Genomic DNA, 18361 nt, shown 5'->3' on the forward strand with positions numbered 1-18361 from the left:
TGTAGCCATAAGGGAGGTTTGTCGTATGGAAGCTCTCATATTTGGACTGGTAATCATGGCGGTAAGCGCTTTTTTCAGTAAAAGTAAAAAGGGTTCAGCTGATGATGATCCGGCAAAGCCTGCCTCGACAAGAGCAGCTACTGACACAGACAGGCGCACTGGACAAAAAACGTTCAAACGAGTGGAAGATTATGCGAAAGAAATTTATGGAGAACTGCAGAATCAAAAAACTCAAAGGCCAGAACTTGCAGAACAGGCCAAAAGAAAAGTTAAAGAAGCTGTAAACCGGACGCCTCTCCGAGATGCACGCCAGGAAGTACAACGTCGCGTAACGCCCAGAGATGCGCGGAACGAAATACAGGATCGTATTTCGAAAACCGAATCCAGTGCTTTGTACGGCCGTTCGTCCGCTCCGGTTGTGGAAAAAGACAATGATGAACTCTTGCCTTTGAGCAGTGAAGACGTCAGAAGAGGAATTATCATGGCGGAGATCTTGTTGCCGCCAAAGTCCAAAAGATAGCAGCCGCCGGCCAGTGAAAATTGGCTGGCTTTTATGTTTCAAATAATAATATTATGTAAACTTAAGCGTGAAACAGACATAATGGCTAACTCAGTATGCTATTTTCAAATAGAGCGATTGGTAAAACAGAGATTTTGACGGCCGACTTATATAAGGCAAATATTGTACAAGTGATTATCTTTAATGATAGAGTGAAATTAGCAGTAAATACTCGATTCTAAGGAGCGTCCACATGACAGAATACAACCTACTAGAATTACATGTGAAAGACCCAAATGAAGCGGTTCAGCTGCTTGGGATATCAGACAATCACTTAACGTTGATCGAAGAAGCTTTCGACATTCAAATTATCACGCGTGGTGAAGTCATCAAGTTATCGGGTTCCGAAGAAGGTAAACTAACGGGGAAATTACTAATAGAACAATTGCTGCGGGTTATCCGTAAAAATATTAATATCGATCAGCGAGATATAGTATCTGCCATTGAAATGGCCAAAAATGGCACGATTGAATATTTCGCAGAACTTTACGATGAAGAAGTGGCACGTAATGCCAATGGCAAATCAATTCGCGCGAAAACTATCGGCCAGCGCCATTATATCCATGCAGTCCGCAATAAGGATCTGGTATTTGGAATTGGGCCTGCCGGAACCGGTAAGACCTATCTAGCAGTTGTCATGGCGGTACAGGCACTTAAAAATGGCCAGGTAAAGAAAATTATTTTAACACGGCCGGCTGTCGAGGCGGGAGAAAGCCTCGGCTTCCTACCAGGTGATTTAAAGGAAAAAGTAGATCCTTATCTGAGACCTCTTTATGATTCCTTGCACGATGTGTTGGGACTGGAGCAGACCAACCGTTTTATCGAACGCGGGACGATAGAAATTGCCCCTCTTGCTTACATGAGAGGTCGCACATTGGACGAAGCATTCGTTATTCTCGATGAAGCGCAGAATACTACGAAAGCACAGATGAAAATGTTCTTGACGCGTCTCGGATTCGGCTCGAAAATGATTATTACTGGCGACAAAACGCAGATCGATTTACCGCGTGGAGCTGAATCTGGATTGATTGCAGCCGAAACGATTTTGAAAGGTGTTCGCAATATCCATTTCCAGTATCTTGAAAGCGGTGATGTGGTTCGTCATCCACTTGTAGCGAAAATTATCGAGGCTTATGAAAGCCAGCCTACTTAAACTGGTGTATAAAAAGATGCAGGGATAGACAATCCTGCATCTTTTTTGTGTTTAGATCCATGTTCTTAGTGATTATCCTCAGTATTCCTCATAAATATGGGGATAATTTCAAATTTTTAGAAATACACAGTGAAATCCATTTCTTTAGTTGTTATGATGGAAATAAGAAATGCGGGGTGTAGGCATGCGTCAAAGAGCACAGCAAATCTTCGAGAAACTGGGTTATCGAAAGCTAATGGTAATTGGCATTTTAATGACTGGGCTAATCCTATATGGATTTTTAATGAATTCAGTCCGTGGAAATACATACGATATCAGCCTTTTTCAACTGTCGTCAGAAACGATTCGCTCTGAAAAGACGGTGGAAGATCCGATTAAAACTGAGATGGAAAGAAAGCGACTTGCTGAAGAAGTAGTACCGAGCTATCAATTTATGGATGAAATTGCTGAAAATCAATCTGCAGTAATCGAATCTCTTTTTGGTTATCTTTTTGATGCGAAGTCTGGCACTGAAAAAAATAAGGAGGCAGATTCTACAGAAGCAATGATTGCACAACTGAAAGAGGATCTGCGTCTAATGGAGACCAGCGAAAATGGACTACGCTTAACCGACGATATGCTGGATTCTTTATTGTCGCTGTCAAATGACAGCTTGCTTAGGGTCCAGCAGGAGTTAAATAGTCTGCTGCAATCTTATTTGAGTGATCCAGTACGGGTAGAGGAAGTTGCGCGGATCCGCACGGAAATTGAGCAGGATATCCGACGCAGCGAACAAATTCCAGATGACGTTGTGCAAGCGGGGGTGACCATCGGCCGATTTGGCATCATTCCAAATGAACTAGTCAACGAAGAACTGACCGCAAGCCAAGTAGAACAAGTTCGAAACAGCGTGGAGCCGACACGTATATTACAAGGGCAAGTGCTCGTTCAAGAAGGACAGGTGGTGGACAGGGAAGTTTACCGGCAGCTTGAACTGGCTGGAATGACAGAGGAACAATTGAATTACAAACCGCTTCTCGGATTACTGATTTTCGTAGTGATCGCCATGGGCCTAATGCTGGCAGTGATGTCAAGATCGCAGGAAGATGACAGAATTAAAACCACTGAATTGCTGGTCATGATTGTAGTCATAACCATTTCATTGTCGCTTATGAAATTGTTATATGCCATCAGCGAAAACTTTGATTTAGTGATTTCTTTTATTTTCCCTACGGCGCTGGCCGGTATGCTTGTGCGCTTGCTGATCAATGAACGGGCTGCTGTCTATGTGACAATTCTTATCAGTGCAGCAGCGGGTATCATGCTGCAAAACGGCTATTCAGCATCTTTGCAGGTGGATGTGGCTCTTTATATTCTTTTTAGCGGGTTGACTGCAATTTATTTAATTGACCGGGATGGGGGCCATGGGCGTCTGTTGCAAATTAGTTTGGCGGTAGCAGGAGTCAATGTATTATTCGTCGCAATTTATCTTTTGATTGGCCAGACTCAGTACAACTTGTCGGAAATCGGATTTTATTTTACTGCTGCTGTTATTTCTGGCCTGTTGTCCGGGGCATTGGCAATCGGGCTGTTGCCGTTTTTTGAATCAGCTTTTGGCATGCTGTCGACGATGCGTTTGATCGAGCTGTCCAATCCGAACCATCCGCTTTTGAAAAAGATTCTGATGGAAACGCCGGGCACCTATCACCATAGCCTAATGGTCGCTAATCTGGCGGACGCCTCCTGCGAAGCAATCGGAGCCAATGGTCTGCTGGCGAGAGTGGGCTGTTATTACCACGATATTGGCAAAACGAAAAAGCCGCAGTTTTTTATTGAAAATCAAGTGAATATCGAAAATCCACATGACCGTCTGCCGCCAGAAAAAAGTCGGGATATTATCCTAGCGCATAGTGTACAAGGAGCTAACATGCTCAAAAATCATAAAATGCCAAAAGAAATCGTAGATGTAGCAGCGCAGCATCATGGTACCAGTATATTAAAATTTTTCTATTACAAAGCGAAAGAAATCGATCCAGACATCGATGAGGAATCTTTCCGCTACGAGGGGCCGAAACCCCAAACCAAAGAAATTGCTATCATCTGCATCGCCGACAGTTTGGAAGCGGCTGTCCGTTCGATGAAGGAACCAACATCAGAAAAGATAAAAAAAATGGTGGATGCGATAGTAGAAGATAAACTGAAAGATGGGCAATTTGATGAATGTGATATATCCTTAAAAGAGCTGAAAAAAGTAAAGGCGGTTATGTGCGAAACTTTGAATGGCATCTTCCATTCGCGCATCGAATATCCAAAAGAAACTAATTGATCGGAGGAACAGATATGATAGCCATTGATTTTATGGACGAAACAGAAAGCCTGAACCCGCAGAAACTCGCTTTTGTGCAAAAAATACTAGAGCATGCAGCGAAAGAAGAAGGATTAAAAGACTCTGAAGTGTCGGTGACTTTTGTTACGGACGAAATGATCCGAGACATTAACCGTGAATACCGCGGCAAAGATCAGCCTACGGATGTTATCTCATTTGCTATGGAAGAACTTGGTGAAGGGGAAACGGCTATAATTGGTCTGCCTGAACCACGTATGCTCGGAGATATTATCATTTCATTGGACCGTACAAAAGAGCAAGCCGAAGATTTTGGCCACTCGTTCGAACGGGAGTTAGGTTTTCTGGCTGTCCATGGCTTTTTGCATTTGCTGGGATACGATCATATGACAGAAGAAGATGAAAAGAAAATGTCTTTTCGTCAAGAGGAAATTCTAGTTTCACTCGGCATCACGCGTGATAAACATGAAGGCGCGTAGATTTTTCCGCTCATTCCAGTTTGCAGCCCAAGGCATCGGCACTGCTTTAAAACGTGAGCAAAACATTCGCTTTCATTTTTTGGCTGCTATTGTAGTGGTGTTTACAGGAATTTTGACGGGTTTGTCATACATGGAATGGCTAGTGGTCATTCTGCTAATCGGTGGCATGATTGCATTGGAGATGATCAATTCAGCTATCGAGCGAGTCGTTGACCTGGCAACAGTCGAGCTTCATCCGCTCGCCAAGCAATCTAAGGATATGGCAGCGGGTGCTGTTTTGGTATTTGCCTCGGCAAGTGCTATAATTGGATTACTAATATTTCTACCTAAATGGTTATAAATTCACAGAGGTGATAAACATGGAAAAAGAACAATTGATGAAGCAAGCGATAGCAGCACGTAGCAATGCCTATGTGCCTTATTCGAAATTCCCTGTTGGCGCAGCCTTGCTGACGACTGACGGCAAAGTATACCTAGGCTGCAATATTGAAAACGCAGGCTATTCTATGACCAATTGTGCAGAGCGCACAGCGGTGTTCAAAGCAGTGTCCGAAGGCGACAAGACCTTTATGGCGCTGGCGGTATCTGCGGATACTCCAGGCCCTGTATCGCCCTGTGGTGCGTGCAGACAAGTGTTGGCGGAGTTCTGCGCACCGGACATGCCGGTTTACTTAACAAACTTAAAAGGTGACGTCCAGGAAACGACAATCAGTGAATTGCTTCCCGGCGCATTTTCAACGGAGGATTTAAAATATGCAGCCAGAGAATAACGGATTTAAATCAGGGTTCATTTCCATCATCGGTCGTCCGAACGTCGGCAAATCGACATTCCTTAACCGAGTAGTGGGCCAGAAAATTGCCATTATGAGTGACAAGCCCCAAACCACACGAAACAAAGTTCAAGGCGTCGTGACAACCAACGACAGCCAGATGGTGTTCATCGATACACCGGGCATTAATGAACCGCGCCATAAATTAGGAGACTTTATGTTGAAGGTGGCTAAAAATACATTCCGCGAAGTTGATGTTTTATTATTCGTTGCTAGTGGCATAGATCGTGTAGGTAAAGAAGATCGCTACGTGCTTGAAATGCTGAAAGGCATCGATGTGCCGGTATTTTTAGTGATCAATAAAATCGACCAAGTACATCCCGATAATTTGCCGAAAATCATCGAATCGTACCGCAATGAATTCGATTTTGCAGAAGCGATTCCCATTTCAGCACTAGAAGGCAATAATGTTGAGACCTTATTGGCGAAAATCAACGAGCGTCTTCCGGAAGGCCCGCAATATTATCCAGCTGACCAAATCACGGATCACCCGGAACGCTTTATCATTTCCGAGCTGATCCGTGAGAAGGCACTGCACTTGACGCGTGAAGAAATTCCGCATTCCATTGCAGTGGTCATTGAAAAAATCGCACCGGATTCCGAAAACAAAGACATGATTCGCATACAGGCGACTATCATGGTTGAGCGCGATTCCCAAAAAGGCATTGTCATCGGTAAAAAAGGGGTGCTGCTGAAACAAATTGGTACACGTGCACGTCAGGATATCGAAAATTTACTTGGATCAAAAGTGTATTTGGAGCTATGGGTCAAAGTGCAAAAGGATTGGCGCAACAAAGCGATGCATTTGCGTGATTTCGGCTTTAGAGAAGACGAATACTAAGGAGTCCTTCCCATGCAAAGTCAAGTAGAGGGAATTGTCATTCGTACAATGCCATACGGTGAGACGAATAAAATTGTCACCTTGTTTACGAGAGAAGCAGGAAAAATCACTTGTATGGCAAGAGGTGCTAAAAAGCCAGCCAGCCGATTAGCGGCCATTACTCAAGTATTTACACATGGTACGTTTTCTATTTATAAGGGGAAGGGCATGGGAACTTTACAAGCTGGAGACCCGCTAGAATCGCTTCGGCATATTCGCGAAGATATCATGTCTACGGCCTATGCAAGCTATGTTACAGAGCTGATCGACCGACTTACTGAACAAGATGAGCCACAATCCACGATTTTTGAAATTTTGTACCAGGCACTTCATGCGATAGACGATGGCTATGATCCCGAAGCAATTACGCTTTTTGTAGAGTGGAAAATGTTACAAGTGGCAGGCCTTACGCCAACGCTTCATCAATGTGCAAATTGTGGATCGACCGAAGGAGAATTCGCTTTTTCTTTTCAAGAACTTGGTTTCCTGTGTCACCGTTGTTTCCATATCGACCCGTATATCATTCGGTTAAGCCCGGCGTTAGTGAAATTGATCCGTACTTTCTATTTTGTGCCGATTGAACGGGTAGGGTCGCTGACGTTAAAAAAAGAATCAAAGAGCTTGCTCAAGCAAATTGTTCGTACAATTTATGAGGAAAAAGCGGGAATTCGTTTGAAATCGAGGAAATTCCTTGAGCAATTAGAGCGAACGCCTGAATTTTTGCCCGAAAAAGAAGAGCTGCCAAAAGACGAATAGTCTTTTGGGCAGCTCTTCTTTTTTATTTCTATATTCTCCGAGCATTCTATTTAATGATATGTCGGAGCTGACCAGGCACTTCCGCTTTTCAGTGTCTAGCTCCAACGGCCAGCTCCTCGGGTCATAAGCCACTCTGGTTATGCGGCAAAAGGCGCCGCTTCACCAGATCGTCTTATGCCTGTCGGAGCTGAACGGCCGTTTCCGCTTTTCAGTGTCTAGCTCCAACGGCCAGCTCCTCGGGTCATAAGCCACTCTGGTTATGCGGCAAAAGGCGCCGCTTCACCAGATCGTCTTATGCCTGTCGGAGCTGAACGGCCGTTTCCGCTTTTCAGTGTCTAGCTCCAACGGCCAGCTCCTCGGGTCATAAGCCACTCTGGTTATGCGGCAAAAGGCGCCGCTTCACCAGATCGTCTTATGCCTGTCGGAGCTGAACGGCCGTTTCCGCTTTTCAGTGTCTAGCTCCAACGGCCAGCTCCTCGGGTCATAAGCCACTCTGGTTATGCGGCAAAAGGCGCCGCTTCACCAGATCGTCTTATGCCTGTCGGAGCTGAACGGCCGTTTCCGCTTTTCAGTGTCTAGCTCCAACGGCCAGCTCCTCGGGTCATAAGCCACTCTGGTTATGCGGCAAAAGGCGCCGCTTCACCAGATCGTCTTATGCCTGTCGGAGCTGAACGGCCGTTTCCGCTTTTCAGTGTCTAGCTCCAACGGCCAGCTCCTCGGGTCATAAGCTACTCTGGTTATGCGGCAAAAGGCGCCGCTTCACCAGATCGTCTTATGCCTGTCGGAGCTGAACGGCCGTTTCCGCTTTTCTTCTTAAAACTGAATATGCTTCTCGACATAAGCTTGTACTTCTGCGATTGGCATGCGTGTTTGTTCCATGGAGTCACGGTGGCGTACTGTTACCTGACCGTCTTCGACAGAATCAAAGTCGTACGTAATGCAAAAAGGTGTGCCAATTTCATCTTGGCGGCGGTAACGTTTGCCGATTGATTGTGACTCGTCGTAATCCACCATGAAATGCTTAGCAAGTTCAGCGAATACGCCTGTTGCACCTTCTGCTAATTTTTTAGATAAAGGCAAAACAGCAGCTTTATAAGGTGCCAAGGCCGGGTGGAATCTTAATACGGTGCGTTTGTCGTCGTTGTCGAGTTCTTCTACGTTGTAAGCATCCACTAGGAAAGCCAATGTTACGCGGTCAGCTCCAAGAGAAGGCTCGATGCAATAAGGAACAAAACGTTCATTTGTCACTGGATCGATGTAATTGAAATCTTCTCCTGAATGCTCCATATGACGTTTCAAGTCAAAGTCGGTGCGGTCTGCAATGCCCCATAGCTCGCCCCAGCCAAACGGGAATTTGTATTCGATGTCGACTGTAGCATTGGAATAATGCGAAAGCTCATCTTCATCATGCTCACGCAAGCGCATATTGTCTTCAGCCATATTTAAGTTCAGTAGCCAGTTTTTGCAGTAATCGCGCCAGTAAGCGTACCATTCCAAATCTTCACCTGGTTTGCAAAAAAACTCAAGCTCCATTTGTTCGAACTCACGTGTCCGGAACGTAAAGTTACCCGGTGTGATTTCGTTACGGAAACTTTTGCCGATTTGAGCAATTCCGAAAGGCATTTTTTTTCGCATTGAACGTTGAACGTTTTTATAGTTGACGAAAATCCCTTGAGCCGTTTCTGGACGCAGGAAAATTTCGTTTGTTGAAGCTTCGGTAACGCCTTGGAAAGTCTTGAACATCAAATTAAACTGGCGAATTTCTGTAAAGTCCTGTGCGCCACATGTTGGACATTTTACTTCGTGTTCTTGTATGAGTTCAGCCATTTTTTCAAATGATAGGCCATCAACGATTAACTCAATACCTTTAGCGTCTAATGCATCTTCAATCAATTTATCCGCGCGGTGGCGAGTTTTACAGCTCTTGCAGTCAATCATCGGATCATTGAAGTTGCCGACATGCCCAGATGCGATCCAAGTTTTAGGGTTCATTAAAATCGCTGCATCGAGACCTACATTATAAGGAGATTCCTGAACGAATTTTTTCCACCATGCTTTTTTAATATTATTTTTCAGTTCAACGCCAAGTGGGCCGTAATCCCATGTGTTTGCCAATCCTCCGTAAATTTCAGAGCCTGGAAATACAAATCCTCTGTGTTTCGCTAATGCTACTACATCTTCCATTGACATAAAATTACCTCCATAAAATAAAAAATCGTACTCGTCCTCGGACATGTCAACATGTCCGAGGACGAGTACGTTAAGACCCGCGGTTCCACCTCGATTGACTGCAAAATGCAGCCCGCTTAAAATAAAAAATGGCTCTAGATTGCCTTTTCCTGTAGCTGCAGGCTTTCACCATCCCTGCTCGCTCATTGGTTACAGTACTTATCTATCCGTCATTGCCTCTGTTAAGTTCGTTCATATTGTACCACGGCCAAGTTTTCTTCGCAATATCGTATTAATTAGTATATAATAATTGATATTGAGTATAACATATATATATTTTGAGGCGGTGAGTCCAATCGAACTCAATAAACGGCAAGAGGAAATTCTTCAAATCGTTAAAGGCAACGGACCGATTACTGGCGAACAGATAGCGGATCGCCTGAACTTAACAAGATCAACGTTACGACCTGACTTAGCCATCCTGACAATGGCAGGCTTTCTAGATGCCCGTCCGCGTGTTGGCTATTTTTATTCGGGAAAAAAACCGGGACAGGACGTCACGGACACGATGAACAATATGAAAGTCAAGGATTTCCAATCGATTCCGGTTGTCGTCAGGGAAGACGGTAGTGTCTACGACGCCATCAGCCAGATGTTCCTGGATGATGTGGGTACGCTTTTTGTCGTGGATAAAAAATCCTACCTGGCCGGAGTGCTGTCGAGAAAGGATTTGCTGCGTGCGAGTCTGGGCAGTCAGAACTTAGCAGCCATCCCTGTACATATCATCATGACGCGCATGCCGAACATCACATATTGCACAAAAAATGAATCACTAATTCAGGCAGCACATCGCCTGATCAATCAGCAAATCGATGCACTGCCAGTGGTGGAAGAACAGCCGGATGGCTTCAAAGTCGTCGGTAGATTAACAAAAACGAATATTACTCGTGCGTTTTTATCGTTATCGGAAAACCACGATTTGTGAGGTGCCAACCATGAATTCACTCCGTTTGTTCATTGTCTCCGATTCGGTCGGAGAAACAGGGGAATTGGTCGCAAAAGCGGCTATCAGCCAATACCTGAACGCAGATCAAAATGCAGTCCTCAAGCGTTTTTCTTATATCGATTCGATCGATCATCTTCAGGAAATCGTCAAATTGGCTGTCACCCAGAAGGCCTTCATCGTTTATACATTAGTTTCCCAGGAACTGCGAGACTATATGCAGTCGGAAACGACAAAGTTTCACGTCACGGCAGTGGATCTGATGGGTCCGCTTTTGGATGCATTGGAAAGGGAGCTAGACGCACCGCCGTTGCAGGAAGCAGGCTTAGTCCGCAAATTGGATGATGATTACTTTAAAAAGGTGGAAGCCATCGAATTCGCTGTCAAATACGATGATGGAAGAGATCCGCGTGGTATTTTGATGGCTGACATCGTCCTCGTTGGAATTTCAAGAACTTCCAAAACACCGTTATCCCAATACTTAGCGCATAAGCGGCTAAAGGTCGCCAATGTTCCACTGGTGCCTGAAGTCGATCCGCCGGATGAGCTGTACCATGTGGATCCGAAGAAATGCTTCGGCTTGGTCATCTCACCGGATAAACTTAACAACATCCGCAAAGAACGGCTGATTGCCCTTGGCTTGAACGATGATGCCAATTATGCGAAAATCGAGCGCATCCATGAAGAAATCGCGCATTTCCATAAAGTGGTAGATCGCATCGGCTGCGAAATAGTCGATGTGACGAATCGAGCAGTAGAAGAAACTGCTAACCTGATCTTGAGCAAACTTCAAAAATGATTTCAGGAAAACCACCTGTATAGGCGGTTTTTCTTTCTTTTTGGTGGATTTTTTGATAAAAACGTTTTATAATGGAGAATTGTGGCTAAAGCTTACTATTGGATAAAATAGTTTGCTTTATCTTTTTGTCGAAAAATGAAGGATTTTGTCTTTCTATCACGAATTAAAGTAGTTAAGCAAACTAAAGATGGTGAAAATAATGTCCAATCGAGTTCCTGAAGAAGTGATTGAAAAAATCCGTTCCAGCACAGATATTGTAGATGTTGTCGGTGAGTATGTTCAGTTAACAAAAAGGGGCCGCAATTGGTTCGGTCTCTGCCCTTTCCACGGAGAAAGTACACCATCTTTTTCTGTCACCGCCGATAAGCAGATTTTTCATTGTTTTGGGTGTGGAGCTGGTGGCAATGTCATCACGTTTCTGATGGATATTGAAAATTTAACGTTTCAGGAAGCCTTATCAAGATTGGGAAGCCGCTCAGGCATAGATGTCGACATACAGAGCCCTGCCGAATCCGGTCCGGTGCAATCAAAAAGCGATCATCAATTGATTTTGATGCAGGAGTTTGCTGCGGATATGTACCACCATATATTAATGAATACGGAAGAAGGCCAAGTGGCATTGGACTATTTGGAAAATAGGGGCTTTACCCGAGAAATTATTGAAAAAAACAAGATTGGCTGGTCGCTTCCGGAATGGAATTACATGGCGTCTGCGCTCAAGCGAAAAGGCTTTAGTGAAGAAGAGCTGGAAGTGAGTGGATTGGCGATTCCTCGTGAGCAGTCAAGCGGCTATTTTGATCGATTCCGCGGTAGAATCATGTTTCCAATTATGAACGAGACTGGTAAAGTAATCGCCTTTTCGGGAAGAGTCCTTGAGCACACTAAACAGGAAGCCAAATATATGAATAGCCCAGAATCTCCGATTTTCCAAAAAAGCCAAGTGCTTTATAATGTGCATCATGCCAGAAGCGCTATAAGGAAAAATCGGAAAATTATTTTGTTTGAAGGGTTTATGGATGTCATCGCAGCGGGTAAAGCAGGAGTTGACAATGCTTTAGCAACAATGGGTACGTCACTCACTGCCCAACACATCAGGCAAATGAAGCGTTTTGCCCAAGAAGTCGTCATTTGTTTTGATGGTGATGATGCAGGCTGGGAAGCTGCTAAAAGAGCGGCGATTTCCTTGAACGAAGATAATTTTAAAGTGGAAGTGGCGGTCTTACCCGGCAAGATGGATCCAGATGATTTTGTTCGCGAAAATGGCGCTGAAGCATTCAAAGAGCAGATTATTGGAAAGCCTCATGCCTTTATTGCATTCGCGATGATGCACGCTCGCAGGCATAAAAATTTTCAGTATGAAAACGACCTGCTGCAGTACATTCAAGAAGTGCTGCAACTTTTGGCCGGTAGATCCTCGCCCTTAGAGCGGGATTTATATATAAAACAATTATCAGGGGAAACCGGATTATCCCAAGAAGCTATCCTACAGCATTATCGGAAATTGGAAAACAAAACGATTGCACGGAACCGTCCCGAACCGGCGACAGTAAAGATGACTAAAAAAGAGCCGAAACAGATCACATCACTGCACCGAGCGGAACGGATGCTCTTATCGCATGCCCTGGCAGATCCGTCAGTCATGGATAAATTGGAGGTCGAAGACAATGGTATTCCATTTATCAGCGAAGAATTCCAGGCGCTGTACGTTCAATTGCTTGGTTTCTATGAAGAATGGGATAAAGCTGATTTTCATAAATTTCTGGAAACCCTTCAAGATGCAGAACTCCGCAAACTTGTCATGGAAACTGCATTGTCCGAACGTGATCCGGAACATGCGGATGAAGAAATTTCCGATTGTTTAAAACATCTGCAAAAACATCGGGTCGAACAGCAAATTAATCTTAAAATCCAGCAATCAAAAGAAGCGGAAAAACAGCATGACTTAAAGCGCGCTTTACTTCTTGCACAAGAAGTGATTGCTTTACGAAAATCATTGTAAGTTAATTCCGGTTTTTTTAAAGGAGGAAGTCACATGGCCGAGAAATCTGAACGCCAAACTGAAGTTGAAGCAAGCAATGTACCATTGACTACTGAAGGTCCGGAAGCAACTGTTGAAGAAGCGAAAAAACAGCTAATCGAAACAGGTAAAAAAACCGGAGAGCTTAATTATGAACAAATTGCTGACAAATTGGCGATTTTCGAAATGGAATCCGATGCAGTAGAAGAGTTTATCGATCAATTGGAGGGCCATGGTATCGAATTGGAACGGAAATCCGATGACGAAGAGCATTTGGACCGTCTCATGAAACCAACCGAAGATAAATTCGATCTGAACGATTTAAGCGTCCCGCCTGGTATCAAAATTAATGATCCTGTCCGCATGTACCTGAAGGAAATTGGACGCGTCGATTTGCTAAAAGCGGAAGAAGAAGTTCGTTTGGCAAAATTAATCGAACAAGGCGACGAAGAAGCAAAAAAACGTCTTGCTGAAGCTAACCTGCGCTTAGTTGTCAGTATTGCAAAGCGCTATGTCGGACGCGGCATGCTGTTCCTGGATTTGATCCAGGAAGGAAATATGGGCTTGATCAAAGCAGTTGAAAAATTCGATTATTCAAAAGGGTTCAAGTTCAGTACGTATGCAACCTGGTGGATCCGTCAGGCCATTACACGCGCTATTGCTGATCAAGCACGGACGATCCGCATCCCTGTTCATATGGTGGAAACCATCAATAAATTGATTCGTGTACAGCGCCAGCTGCTTCAGGATCTTGGCCGTGAGCCTTCCCCGGAGGAAATCGGTGAAGAAATGGACCTGTTGCCTGAAAAAGTGCGTGAAATTTTGAAAATCGCTCAAGAGCCAGTTTCTTTAGAAACACCAATTGGTGAAGAAGACGATTCGCATTTAGGAGACTTTATCGAAGATTCCGATGCGCAATCACCATCTGACCACGCCGCTTATGAATTGCTGAAAGAGCAATTGGAAGATGTTTTGGATACCTTGACTGACCGTGAAGAAAACGTGTTGCGTCTACGCTTCGGCTTGGATGATGGCCGGACACGGACGTTGGAAGAAGTCGGTAAAGTGTTTGGTGTTACGCGTGAGCGGATTCGCCAAATTGAAGCAAAAGCCTTGCGCAAACTTCGTCATCCTTCTCGTAGCAAACGCCTTAAAGATTTTCTTGAATAGAAAAAAAACTTGAGCCGCTACCGGATTTTCCGGAAAGTGGCTCTTTTTTATTGGACTAAAAAAGGAATTCTAGTTAAAGCTTGAGTTTGTCTTAATTTTTCCTATATAATGAAAGGTGTAAGCGTATTCATAACAAAGGGGATGTACACAAATGGATTTCGATTTGACGCAAGAACAACAGATGATCAAAAAGACCATGAAGGAATTTTCAGATAAGGTAGTGGCACCGGGTGCCATTGACCGTGACCGTTCTAAGGCTTTTCCGACTGAAATCTTCAAACAGCTGTCCGACATGGGAATGATGGGGTTGCCGTTTGATGAAAAATACGGCGGAGCTGGAGCGGACACCACCAGTTTTGCGATTGTGACTGAAGAGTTGAGCCGTGCCTGTGCATCTACAGGAATCACTTATTCTGCACATATTTCTCTTGGCGGCGCGCCGCTGAACTTGTTTGGAACTGAAGAACAGAAAGAAAAGTATTTGACACCAATTTGTACTGGTGAGTCGTTTGGTGCTTTCGGGTTGACGGAACCCAATGCCGGATCGGATGCCGGAGGAACAGAAACCCGTGCAGTGGAAAATGGCGACGACTGGGTCATTAACGGTTCCAAAGTCTATATCACCAATGCCAGCCATGCCAAGCATTTGGCGATTACCGCCATTACAGGAATGAATGACGGCAAAAAGGAAATCAGTGCCATTATTGTACCGACCGATGCTGAAGGCTTTACCATCATCGATAATTACGAGAAAATGGGACTTCATTCGTCGAATACGACGGAATTGGTGCTGGAAAATGTCCGCGTGCCAAAGGAGAACCTGTTAGGCAAGCGTGGAGATGGCTTTAAGCAGTTCTTGGTGACATTAGATGGCGGACGCATCGGCATTGCAGCTATGGCTGTAGGCATCGCGCAAGCGGCATTCAACAAAGCATTGGCTTATTCTAAAGAACGCAAGCAGTTTGGCAAGCCTTTGTCCGAGTTCCAGATTACTCAGTTCAAGTTGGCCGATATGGCGATGAAAATTGAATTAGCTCGCAATATGGTTTACAAAGCCGCTTGGCTAAAGGATCAGGGACGGCCATTTACTAAAGAAGCGTCAATGGCGAAACTGTATGCTTCCGAAATTTCCATGGAAGTGGCTGATGAAGCGATCCAGATTCATGGGGGTTATGGTTATATGAAGGAATACGAAGTCGAACGTTATATGCGCGATGCAAAATTATTGGAAATTGGCGAAGGAACGTCTGAAATCCAGCGCATGGTCATAGCACGCCAAATCGGCTGCTGAAAAAATTGAAGCCCTGCGATTTGCAGGGCTCTTCTTGTAGTAGACTTTTCGTTGGAAAAGATTTTGTGAAATAAGTTTTATCAAGAAAGTATGGACAAAAAACTCTTTGCAGAAGGGGTAAATAGAAATTAAATTACCGTTTTTGTCACAAACAAAGAAAAGTTATCTGTTAAGACTTTTCGTTTCGTGGATAATACAGTACAATAATGAATGATACGAATAATATCATCAAGCAGAATTTAGTAGAGGGAGGGGTAACGGATGCAAAAAAATGCAATTGTTCCTTATATCTTAATCATGGCGTTCGGTATTGGTTTAATTTTCTTCTTATCAGTACAAGGAGTTAACGACGAAGCTGAAATCGCAGAAGAACAGGCAACAGAAGAAGAAGGCGGCGGAGAAGCTGCTGAAGGTGAAGAAGGCGGAGAAACTGCAGAAGGCGATTTTGATCCTGAAGAGTTCGCGCAAGCAAACTGTATTTCTTGTCACGGTTCAAGCTATGAAGGCGGAGTAGGTCCATCATTGATTGCTACTGAGCTGCCACAGCCAGACATCGAAGATATTTTGATCAACGGTAAAGGCACTATGCCAGCCGGTCTTGTTCCAGAAGAGAATGTAGCAGCAATGGCTGAGTGGGTATTATCACTCGAATAGCATCCAAAAACCCTTAGTTCTTCTGGAGCTAAGGGTTTTTCTGTCAAATTAGGAGGATCTTAATGAATGCTCAACAATTATCGCATCGGCTGACAAGAGTGGCCCATCACGTTCCAAAGGGCACAGTAGTGGCAGACATCGGAAGCGACCATGCTTATTTGCCTTGTCATCTGGTATTGAATGGCGTAGTGGATAAAGTCATAGCGGGGGAGGTTGTCAAAGGTCCATTTGAATCGGCTCAAAAACAGGTTCAGCAGGAAGGGCTTACCGCACAGATCGATGTTCGGTTGGCGAGTGGACTTGACGTCATCCTGCCTGAAGATAGCATCAGCACTGTCACCATTGCGGGCATGGGTGGTCCGTTGATCTGCTCGATTTTGGTGCAGGGCAAAAAGCAGCTCGTTGGAGTAGAGCGTTTGATCCTGCAGCCTAATGTCCACGCCAAATCCATCCGGGATTGGGCTGTCGCCAACAACTGGGGCATTGTAGAAGAAGAGATTTTAAAAGAAAATGAAAAAATTTATGAAATACTGGTTCTTCAAAAAGTCGAGGCAACTGTTTTATGGACACCGCAGCAAATGCTGATGGGACCTGAACTATTGAAGGAAAAAACGGCTATTTTCCAGGAAAAATGGACACGTGAAAGCGACCAATGGAAAAAAATCGTTGCTCTGATGGAATCCACCGCTCAGACAAAGGGAATTATTGAGAAAAAACAGGGATTGATCGAAAAAATACAGTTAGTAGAAGAGGTGCTGCAGCGTGAAAATTCCTAATGGCCGGCAGATCATCGAGGAATTCGAGAAATGGTCGCCTAAGTACTTAGCGATGGAAGGTGATCCGATCGGTTTGCATGTGGGAAGCCTGAACAAGAAAGTCGACCGGGTCTTGGTGACCTTGGACGTCAATGAAGAAGTTGTTGACGAAGCAATAGCTAAAGGCGCAGGATTGATAATCGCTCATCATCCACCGATTTTTCGTCCCCTGAAAAATCTGCAGACGGATTTTCCACTAGGGCGGTTGATGGAAAAACTCATTAAATCTGACATTGCGGTCTATGCGGCGCATACCAATCTAGATGTGGCAACGGGTGGTGTCAATGATTTATTGGCGGAGGCATTGGGAATGAAAAACACCAATGTGTTGGTTCCGACTTATGAAGCGGAATTAGTAAAAATTGCAGTGTTCGCTCCGGAAAGTCATGAAGAAGCAGTTCGTGAAGCATTGGCTAAAGCAGGAGCTGGAGCAATTGGTGATTATGAATCGTGCAGCTATACGTTTTCTGGAACAGGTCGTTTCCGCCCAACTGCTGGAGCTAATCCATACACGGGTGAAGTTGGGGAAATGGCAGTGGCTTCGGAATCAAAAATAGAAGTAGTAGTCCGTAAACCCGACAAAGACCGTGTCATTAAAGCTATGATTTCGGCGCATCCTTACGAAGAAGTAGCGTATGATGTGTTTACCTTAGAAAATAAAGGAGAAGCGATGGGGCTCGGACGCGTCGGAACACTTGAAACACCAATGACATTGACTCAGTTTGCAGAGTGGACAAAACAGCAGCTTGAGGTTCCGGCTCTACGCATCGTTGGCGATCCAGACGCCATTATTAAAAAAGTCGCAGTGCTCGGTGGCGATGGCAACAAATATTTCCAACAAGCTAAACGTGCCGGAGCGGATGTCTACGTCACGGGTGATATGTATTTCCATACAGCTCAAGACGCACAAGCGATAGGGTTGAATATTGTCGACCCGGGCCATCATGTAGAAAAAGTGATGATTCAAGGAGTAGTAGACCATATGTCTAAGCAACAGCCAACTTGGCAATGTGAATTTTTACAGTCTCAAACAAATACAGAACCTTTTCGGTTCATTTAAAAAGAAGAAGCCGCGGCTTCTTCTTTTTTTTATTCATGATCTCTTCTTAAAAGTTTATCCAAAACGTAATTCGAAATAAAGATCGTTCCCTTTAGTTCTGCTTGAAAGCGTTCGTAAAAATGTATGCAAACTGGCGAACGTTCGTAAAGTGTTTTGATACATTTACGAACGATTTTTTTGCCGATATTTAGCTTTTTTTAGAGCGTTCGTAATAGTGTACTTTTACGAACGGTTCAAAAGAGCCAATTCATTGAAACTTGTTGAATTGATTGAATACTTTTTACTCCTCGATTTCATATAAGCTCCTACATAGTTAAAAAATACAAAATGTTTAAAAAATTATGTCAAAATAAAAAAATATTAGAAAAAACAGCTCTAAGCTTCTGATTTCCTTTTATAATAT

The 18361-nt window shown here is 44.2% G+C and carries 17 protein-coding genes; 16 read left to right on the forward strand and 1 reads right to left on the reverse strand.

Translation table 11 applies throughout. The features are described 5' to 3' along the window. Positions 1-25: 25 nt before the first annotated feature. The 8 genes from BBH88_RS07985 (at position 26) to recO (ending at position 6980) form a co-directional block, all read left to right on the forward strand. The gene (locus tag BBH88_RS07985) at positions 26-520 is read left to right on the forward strand and encodes a hypothetical protein (protein ID WP_006828695.1); all 495 of its coding nucleotides are present in this window, start codon (positions 26-28) and stop codon (positions 518-520) included. A 232-nt stretch (positions 521-752) separates the two neighbouring features. Further along, complete coding sequence (locus BBH88_RS07990) at positions 753-1712, forward strand: PhoH family protein (protein ID WP_006828694.1); 960 nt, start codon at positions 753-755, stop codon at positions 1710-1712. Between the two features lie 184 nt (positions 1713-1896). Beyond that, a complete protein-coding gene (locus BBH88_RS07995; protein WP_040851913.1) occupies positions 1897-4017 on the forward strand; it encodes an HD family phosphohydrolase in 2121 nt (706 codons plus the stop codon). A 14-nt stretch (positions 4018-4031) separates the two neighbouring features. Then, on the forward strand, positions 4032-4514 hold the full coding sequence (ybeY, locus tag BBH88_RS08000) for an rRNA maturation RNase YbeY (RefSeq protein WP_065536998.1): 483 nt from the start codon (positions 4032-4034) through the stop codon (positions 4512-4514). Then, a complete protein-coding gene (locus tag BBH88_RS08005; RefSeq protein WP_006828691.1) occupies positions 4501-4854 on the forward strand; it encodes a diacylglycerol kinase family protein in 354 nt (117 codons plus the stop codon). Before ybeY ends, BBH88_RS08005 begins: the two co-directional genes overlap by 14 nt. A gap of 19 nt (positions 4855-4873) precedes the next feature. Beyond that, positions 4874-5284 carry a cytidine deaminase gene (locus tag BBH88_RS08010; protein WP_006828690.1) on the forward strand — a complete coding sequence of 137 codons (411 nt, stop codon included), beginning with the start codon at positions 4874-4876 and terminating at the stop codon, positions 5282-5284. Beyond that, positions 5268-6185, forward strand: coding sequence for a GTPase Era (gene era, locus BBH88_RS08015; RefSeq protein WP_006828689.1), 918 nt, complete (start codon positions 5268-5270; stop codon positions 6183-6185). The genes BBH88_RS08010 and era overlap by 17 nt, the downstream gene beginning before the upstream one ends. A gap of 12 nt (positions 6186-6197) precedes the next feature. Further along, entirely contained in the window at positions 6198-6980 is a 783-nt protein-coding gene (gene recO / locus BBH88_RS08020) for a DNA repair protein RecO (protein WP_006828688.1), read from the forward strand. A gap of 813 nt (positions 6981-7793) precedes the next feature. Here recO and BBH88_RS08025 read toward each other — a convergent pair. Next, a complete protein-coding gene (locus BBH88_RS08025) occupies positions 7794-9170 on the reverse strand; it encodes a glycine--tRNA ligase (protein WP_006828687.1) in 1377 nt (458 codons plus the stop codon). A gap of 325 nt (positions 9171-9495) precedes the next feature. Between BBH88_RS08025 and BBH88_RS08030 the strand changes: the two genes are divergently transcribed. The 8 genes from BBH88_RS08030 to BBH88_RS08065 all read left to right on the forward strand — a co-directional run bounded on the left by BBH88_RS08030 (position 9496) and on the right by BBH88_RS08065 (position 17958). Next, positions 9496-10134, forward strand: a complete 639-nt coding sequence (locus tag BBH88_RS08030; protein WP_006828686.1) for a transcriptional regulator CcpN — start codon at positions 9496-9498, stop codon at positions 10132-10134. A 10-nt stretch (positions 10135-10144) separates the two neighbouring features. After that, positions 10145-10951, forward strand: coding sequence for a pyruvate, water dikinase regulatory protein (locus BBH88_RS08035; protein WP_065536997.1), 807 nt, complete (start codon positions 10145-10147; stop codon positions 10949-10951). A 199-nt stretch (positions 10952-11150) separates the two neighbouring features. Beyond that, complete coding sequence (dnaG, locus tag BBH88_RS08040; RefSeq protein ID WP_065536996.1) at positions 11151-12950, forward strand: DNA primase; 1800 nt, start codon at positions 11151-11153, stop codon at positions 12948-12950. Between the two features lie 33 nt (positions 12951-12983). Next, positions 12984-14138, forward strand: a complete 1155-nt coding sequence (gene rpoD, locus BBH88_RS08045) for an RNA polymerase sigma factor RpoD (RefSeq protein ID WP_006828683.1) — start codon at positions 12984-12986, stop codon at positions 14136-14138. Positions 14139-14289: 151 nt separating this feature from the next. Further along, positions 14290-15429 carry an acyl-CoA dehydrogenase gene (locus tag BBH88_RS08050; RefSeq protein WP_065536995.1) on the forward strand — a complete coding sequence of 380 codons (1140 nt, stop codon included), beginning with the start codon at positions 14290-14292 and terminating at the stop codon, positions 15427-15429. Between the two features lie 261 nt (positions 15430-15690). Then, positions 15691-16083: a cytochrome c550 gene (gene cccA, locus BBH88_RS08055; protein ID WP_006828681.1), complete on the forward strand. Its 393-nt coding sequence runs from the start codon at positions 15691-15693 to the stop codon at positions 16081-16083. A 62-nt stretch (positions 16084-16145) separates the two neighbouring features. Further along, positions 16146-16859 (forward strand): tRNA (adenine(22)-N(1))-methyltransferase, encoded by a 714-nt coding sequence (locus tag BBH88_RS08060; RefSeq protein ID WP_065536994.1) that lies wholly within the window; start codon positions 16146-16148, stop codon positions 16857-16859. After that, positions 16846-17958, forward strand: coding sequence for a Nif3-like dinuclear metal center hexameric protein (locus BBH88_RS08065; RefSeq protein ID WP_006828679.1), 1113 nt, complete (start codon positions 16846-16848; stop codon positions 17956-17958). The genes BBH88_RS08060 and BBH88_RS08065 overlap by 14 nt, the downstream gene beginning before the upstream one ends. Positions 17959-18361: the final 403 nt, after the last annotated feature.

Origin of the sequence: Planococcus antarcticus DSM 14505, from assembly GCF_001687565.2 — a bacterium.
Classification (GTDB): domain Bacteria; phylum Bacillota; class Bacilli; order Bacillales_A; family Planococcaceae; genus Planococcus; species Planococcus antarcticus.

What these genes read in the sequence shown, in the direction of transcription:
- BBH88_RS07985 (WP_006828695.1), top strand. Translation starts at nt 26, where the DNA reads ATGGAAGCTCTCATATTTGGACTGGTAATCATGGCGGTAAGCGCTTTT.
- BBH88_RS07990 (WP_006828694.1), top strand. Translation starts at nt 753, where the DNA reads ATGACAGAATACAACCTACTAGAATTACATGTGAAAGACCCAAATGAA.
- BBH88_RS07995 (WP_040851913.1), top strand. Translation starts at nt 1,897, where the DNA reads ATGCGTCAAAGAGCACAGCAAATCTTCGAGAAACTGGGTTATCGAAAG.
- ybeY (WP_065536998.1), top strand. Translation starts at nt 4,032, where the DNA reads ATGATAGCCATTGATTTTATGGACGAAACAGAAAGCCTGAACCCGCAG.
- BBH88_RS08005 (WP_006828691.1), top strand. Translation starts at nt 4,501, where the DNA reads ATGAAGGCGCGTAGATTTTTCCGCTCATTCCAGTTTGCAGCCCAAGGC.
- BBH88_RS08010 (WP_006828690.1), top strand. Translation starts at nt 4,874, where the DNA reads ATGGAAAAAGAACAATTGATGAAGCAAGCGATAGCAGCACGTAGCAAT.
- era (WP_006828689.1), top strand. Translation starts at nt 5,268, where the DNA reads ATGCAGCCAGAGAATAACGGATTTAAATCAGGGTTCATTTCCATCATC.
- recO (WP_006828688.1), top strand. Translation starts at nt 6,198, where the DNA reads ATGCAAAGTCAAGTAGAGGGAATTGTCATTCGTACAATGCCATACGGT.
- BBH88_RS08025 (WP_006828687.1), bottom strand. Translation starts at nt 9,170, where the DNA reads ATGTCAATGGAAGATGTAGTAGCATTAGCGAAACACAGAGGATTTGTA.
- BBH88_RS08035 (WP_065536997.1), top strand. Translation starts at nt 10,145, where the DNA reads ATGAATTCACTCCGTTTGTTCATTGTCTCCGATTCGGTCGGAGAAACA.
- dnaG (WP_065536996.1), top strand. Translation starts at nt 11,151, where the DNA reads ATGTCCAATCGAGTTCCTGAAGAAGTGATTGAAAAAATCCGTTCCAGC.
- rpoD (WP_006828683.1), top strand. Translation starts at nt 12,984, where the DNA reads ATGGCCGAGAAATCTGAACGCCAAACTGAAGTTGAAGCAAGCAATGTA.
- BBH88_RS08050 (WP_065536995.1), top strand. Translation starts at nt 14,290, where the DNA reads ATGGATTTCGATTTGACGCAAGAACAACAGATGATCAAAAAGACCATG.
- cccA (WP_006828681.1), top strand. Translation starts at nt 15,691, where the DNA reads ATGCAAAAAAATGCAATTGTTCCTTATATCTTAATCATGGCGTTCGGT.
- BBH88_RS08060 (WP_065536994.1), top strand. Translation starts at nt 16,146, where the DNA reads ATGAATGCTCAACAATTATCGCATCGGCTGACAAGAGTGGCCCATCAC.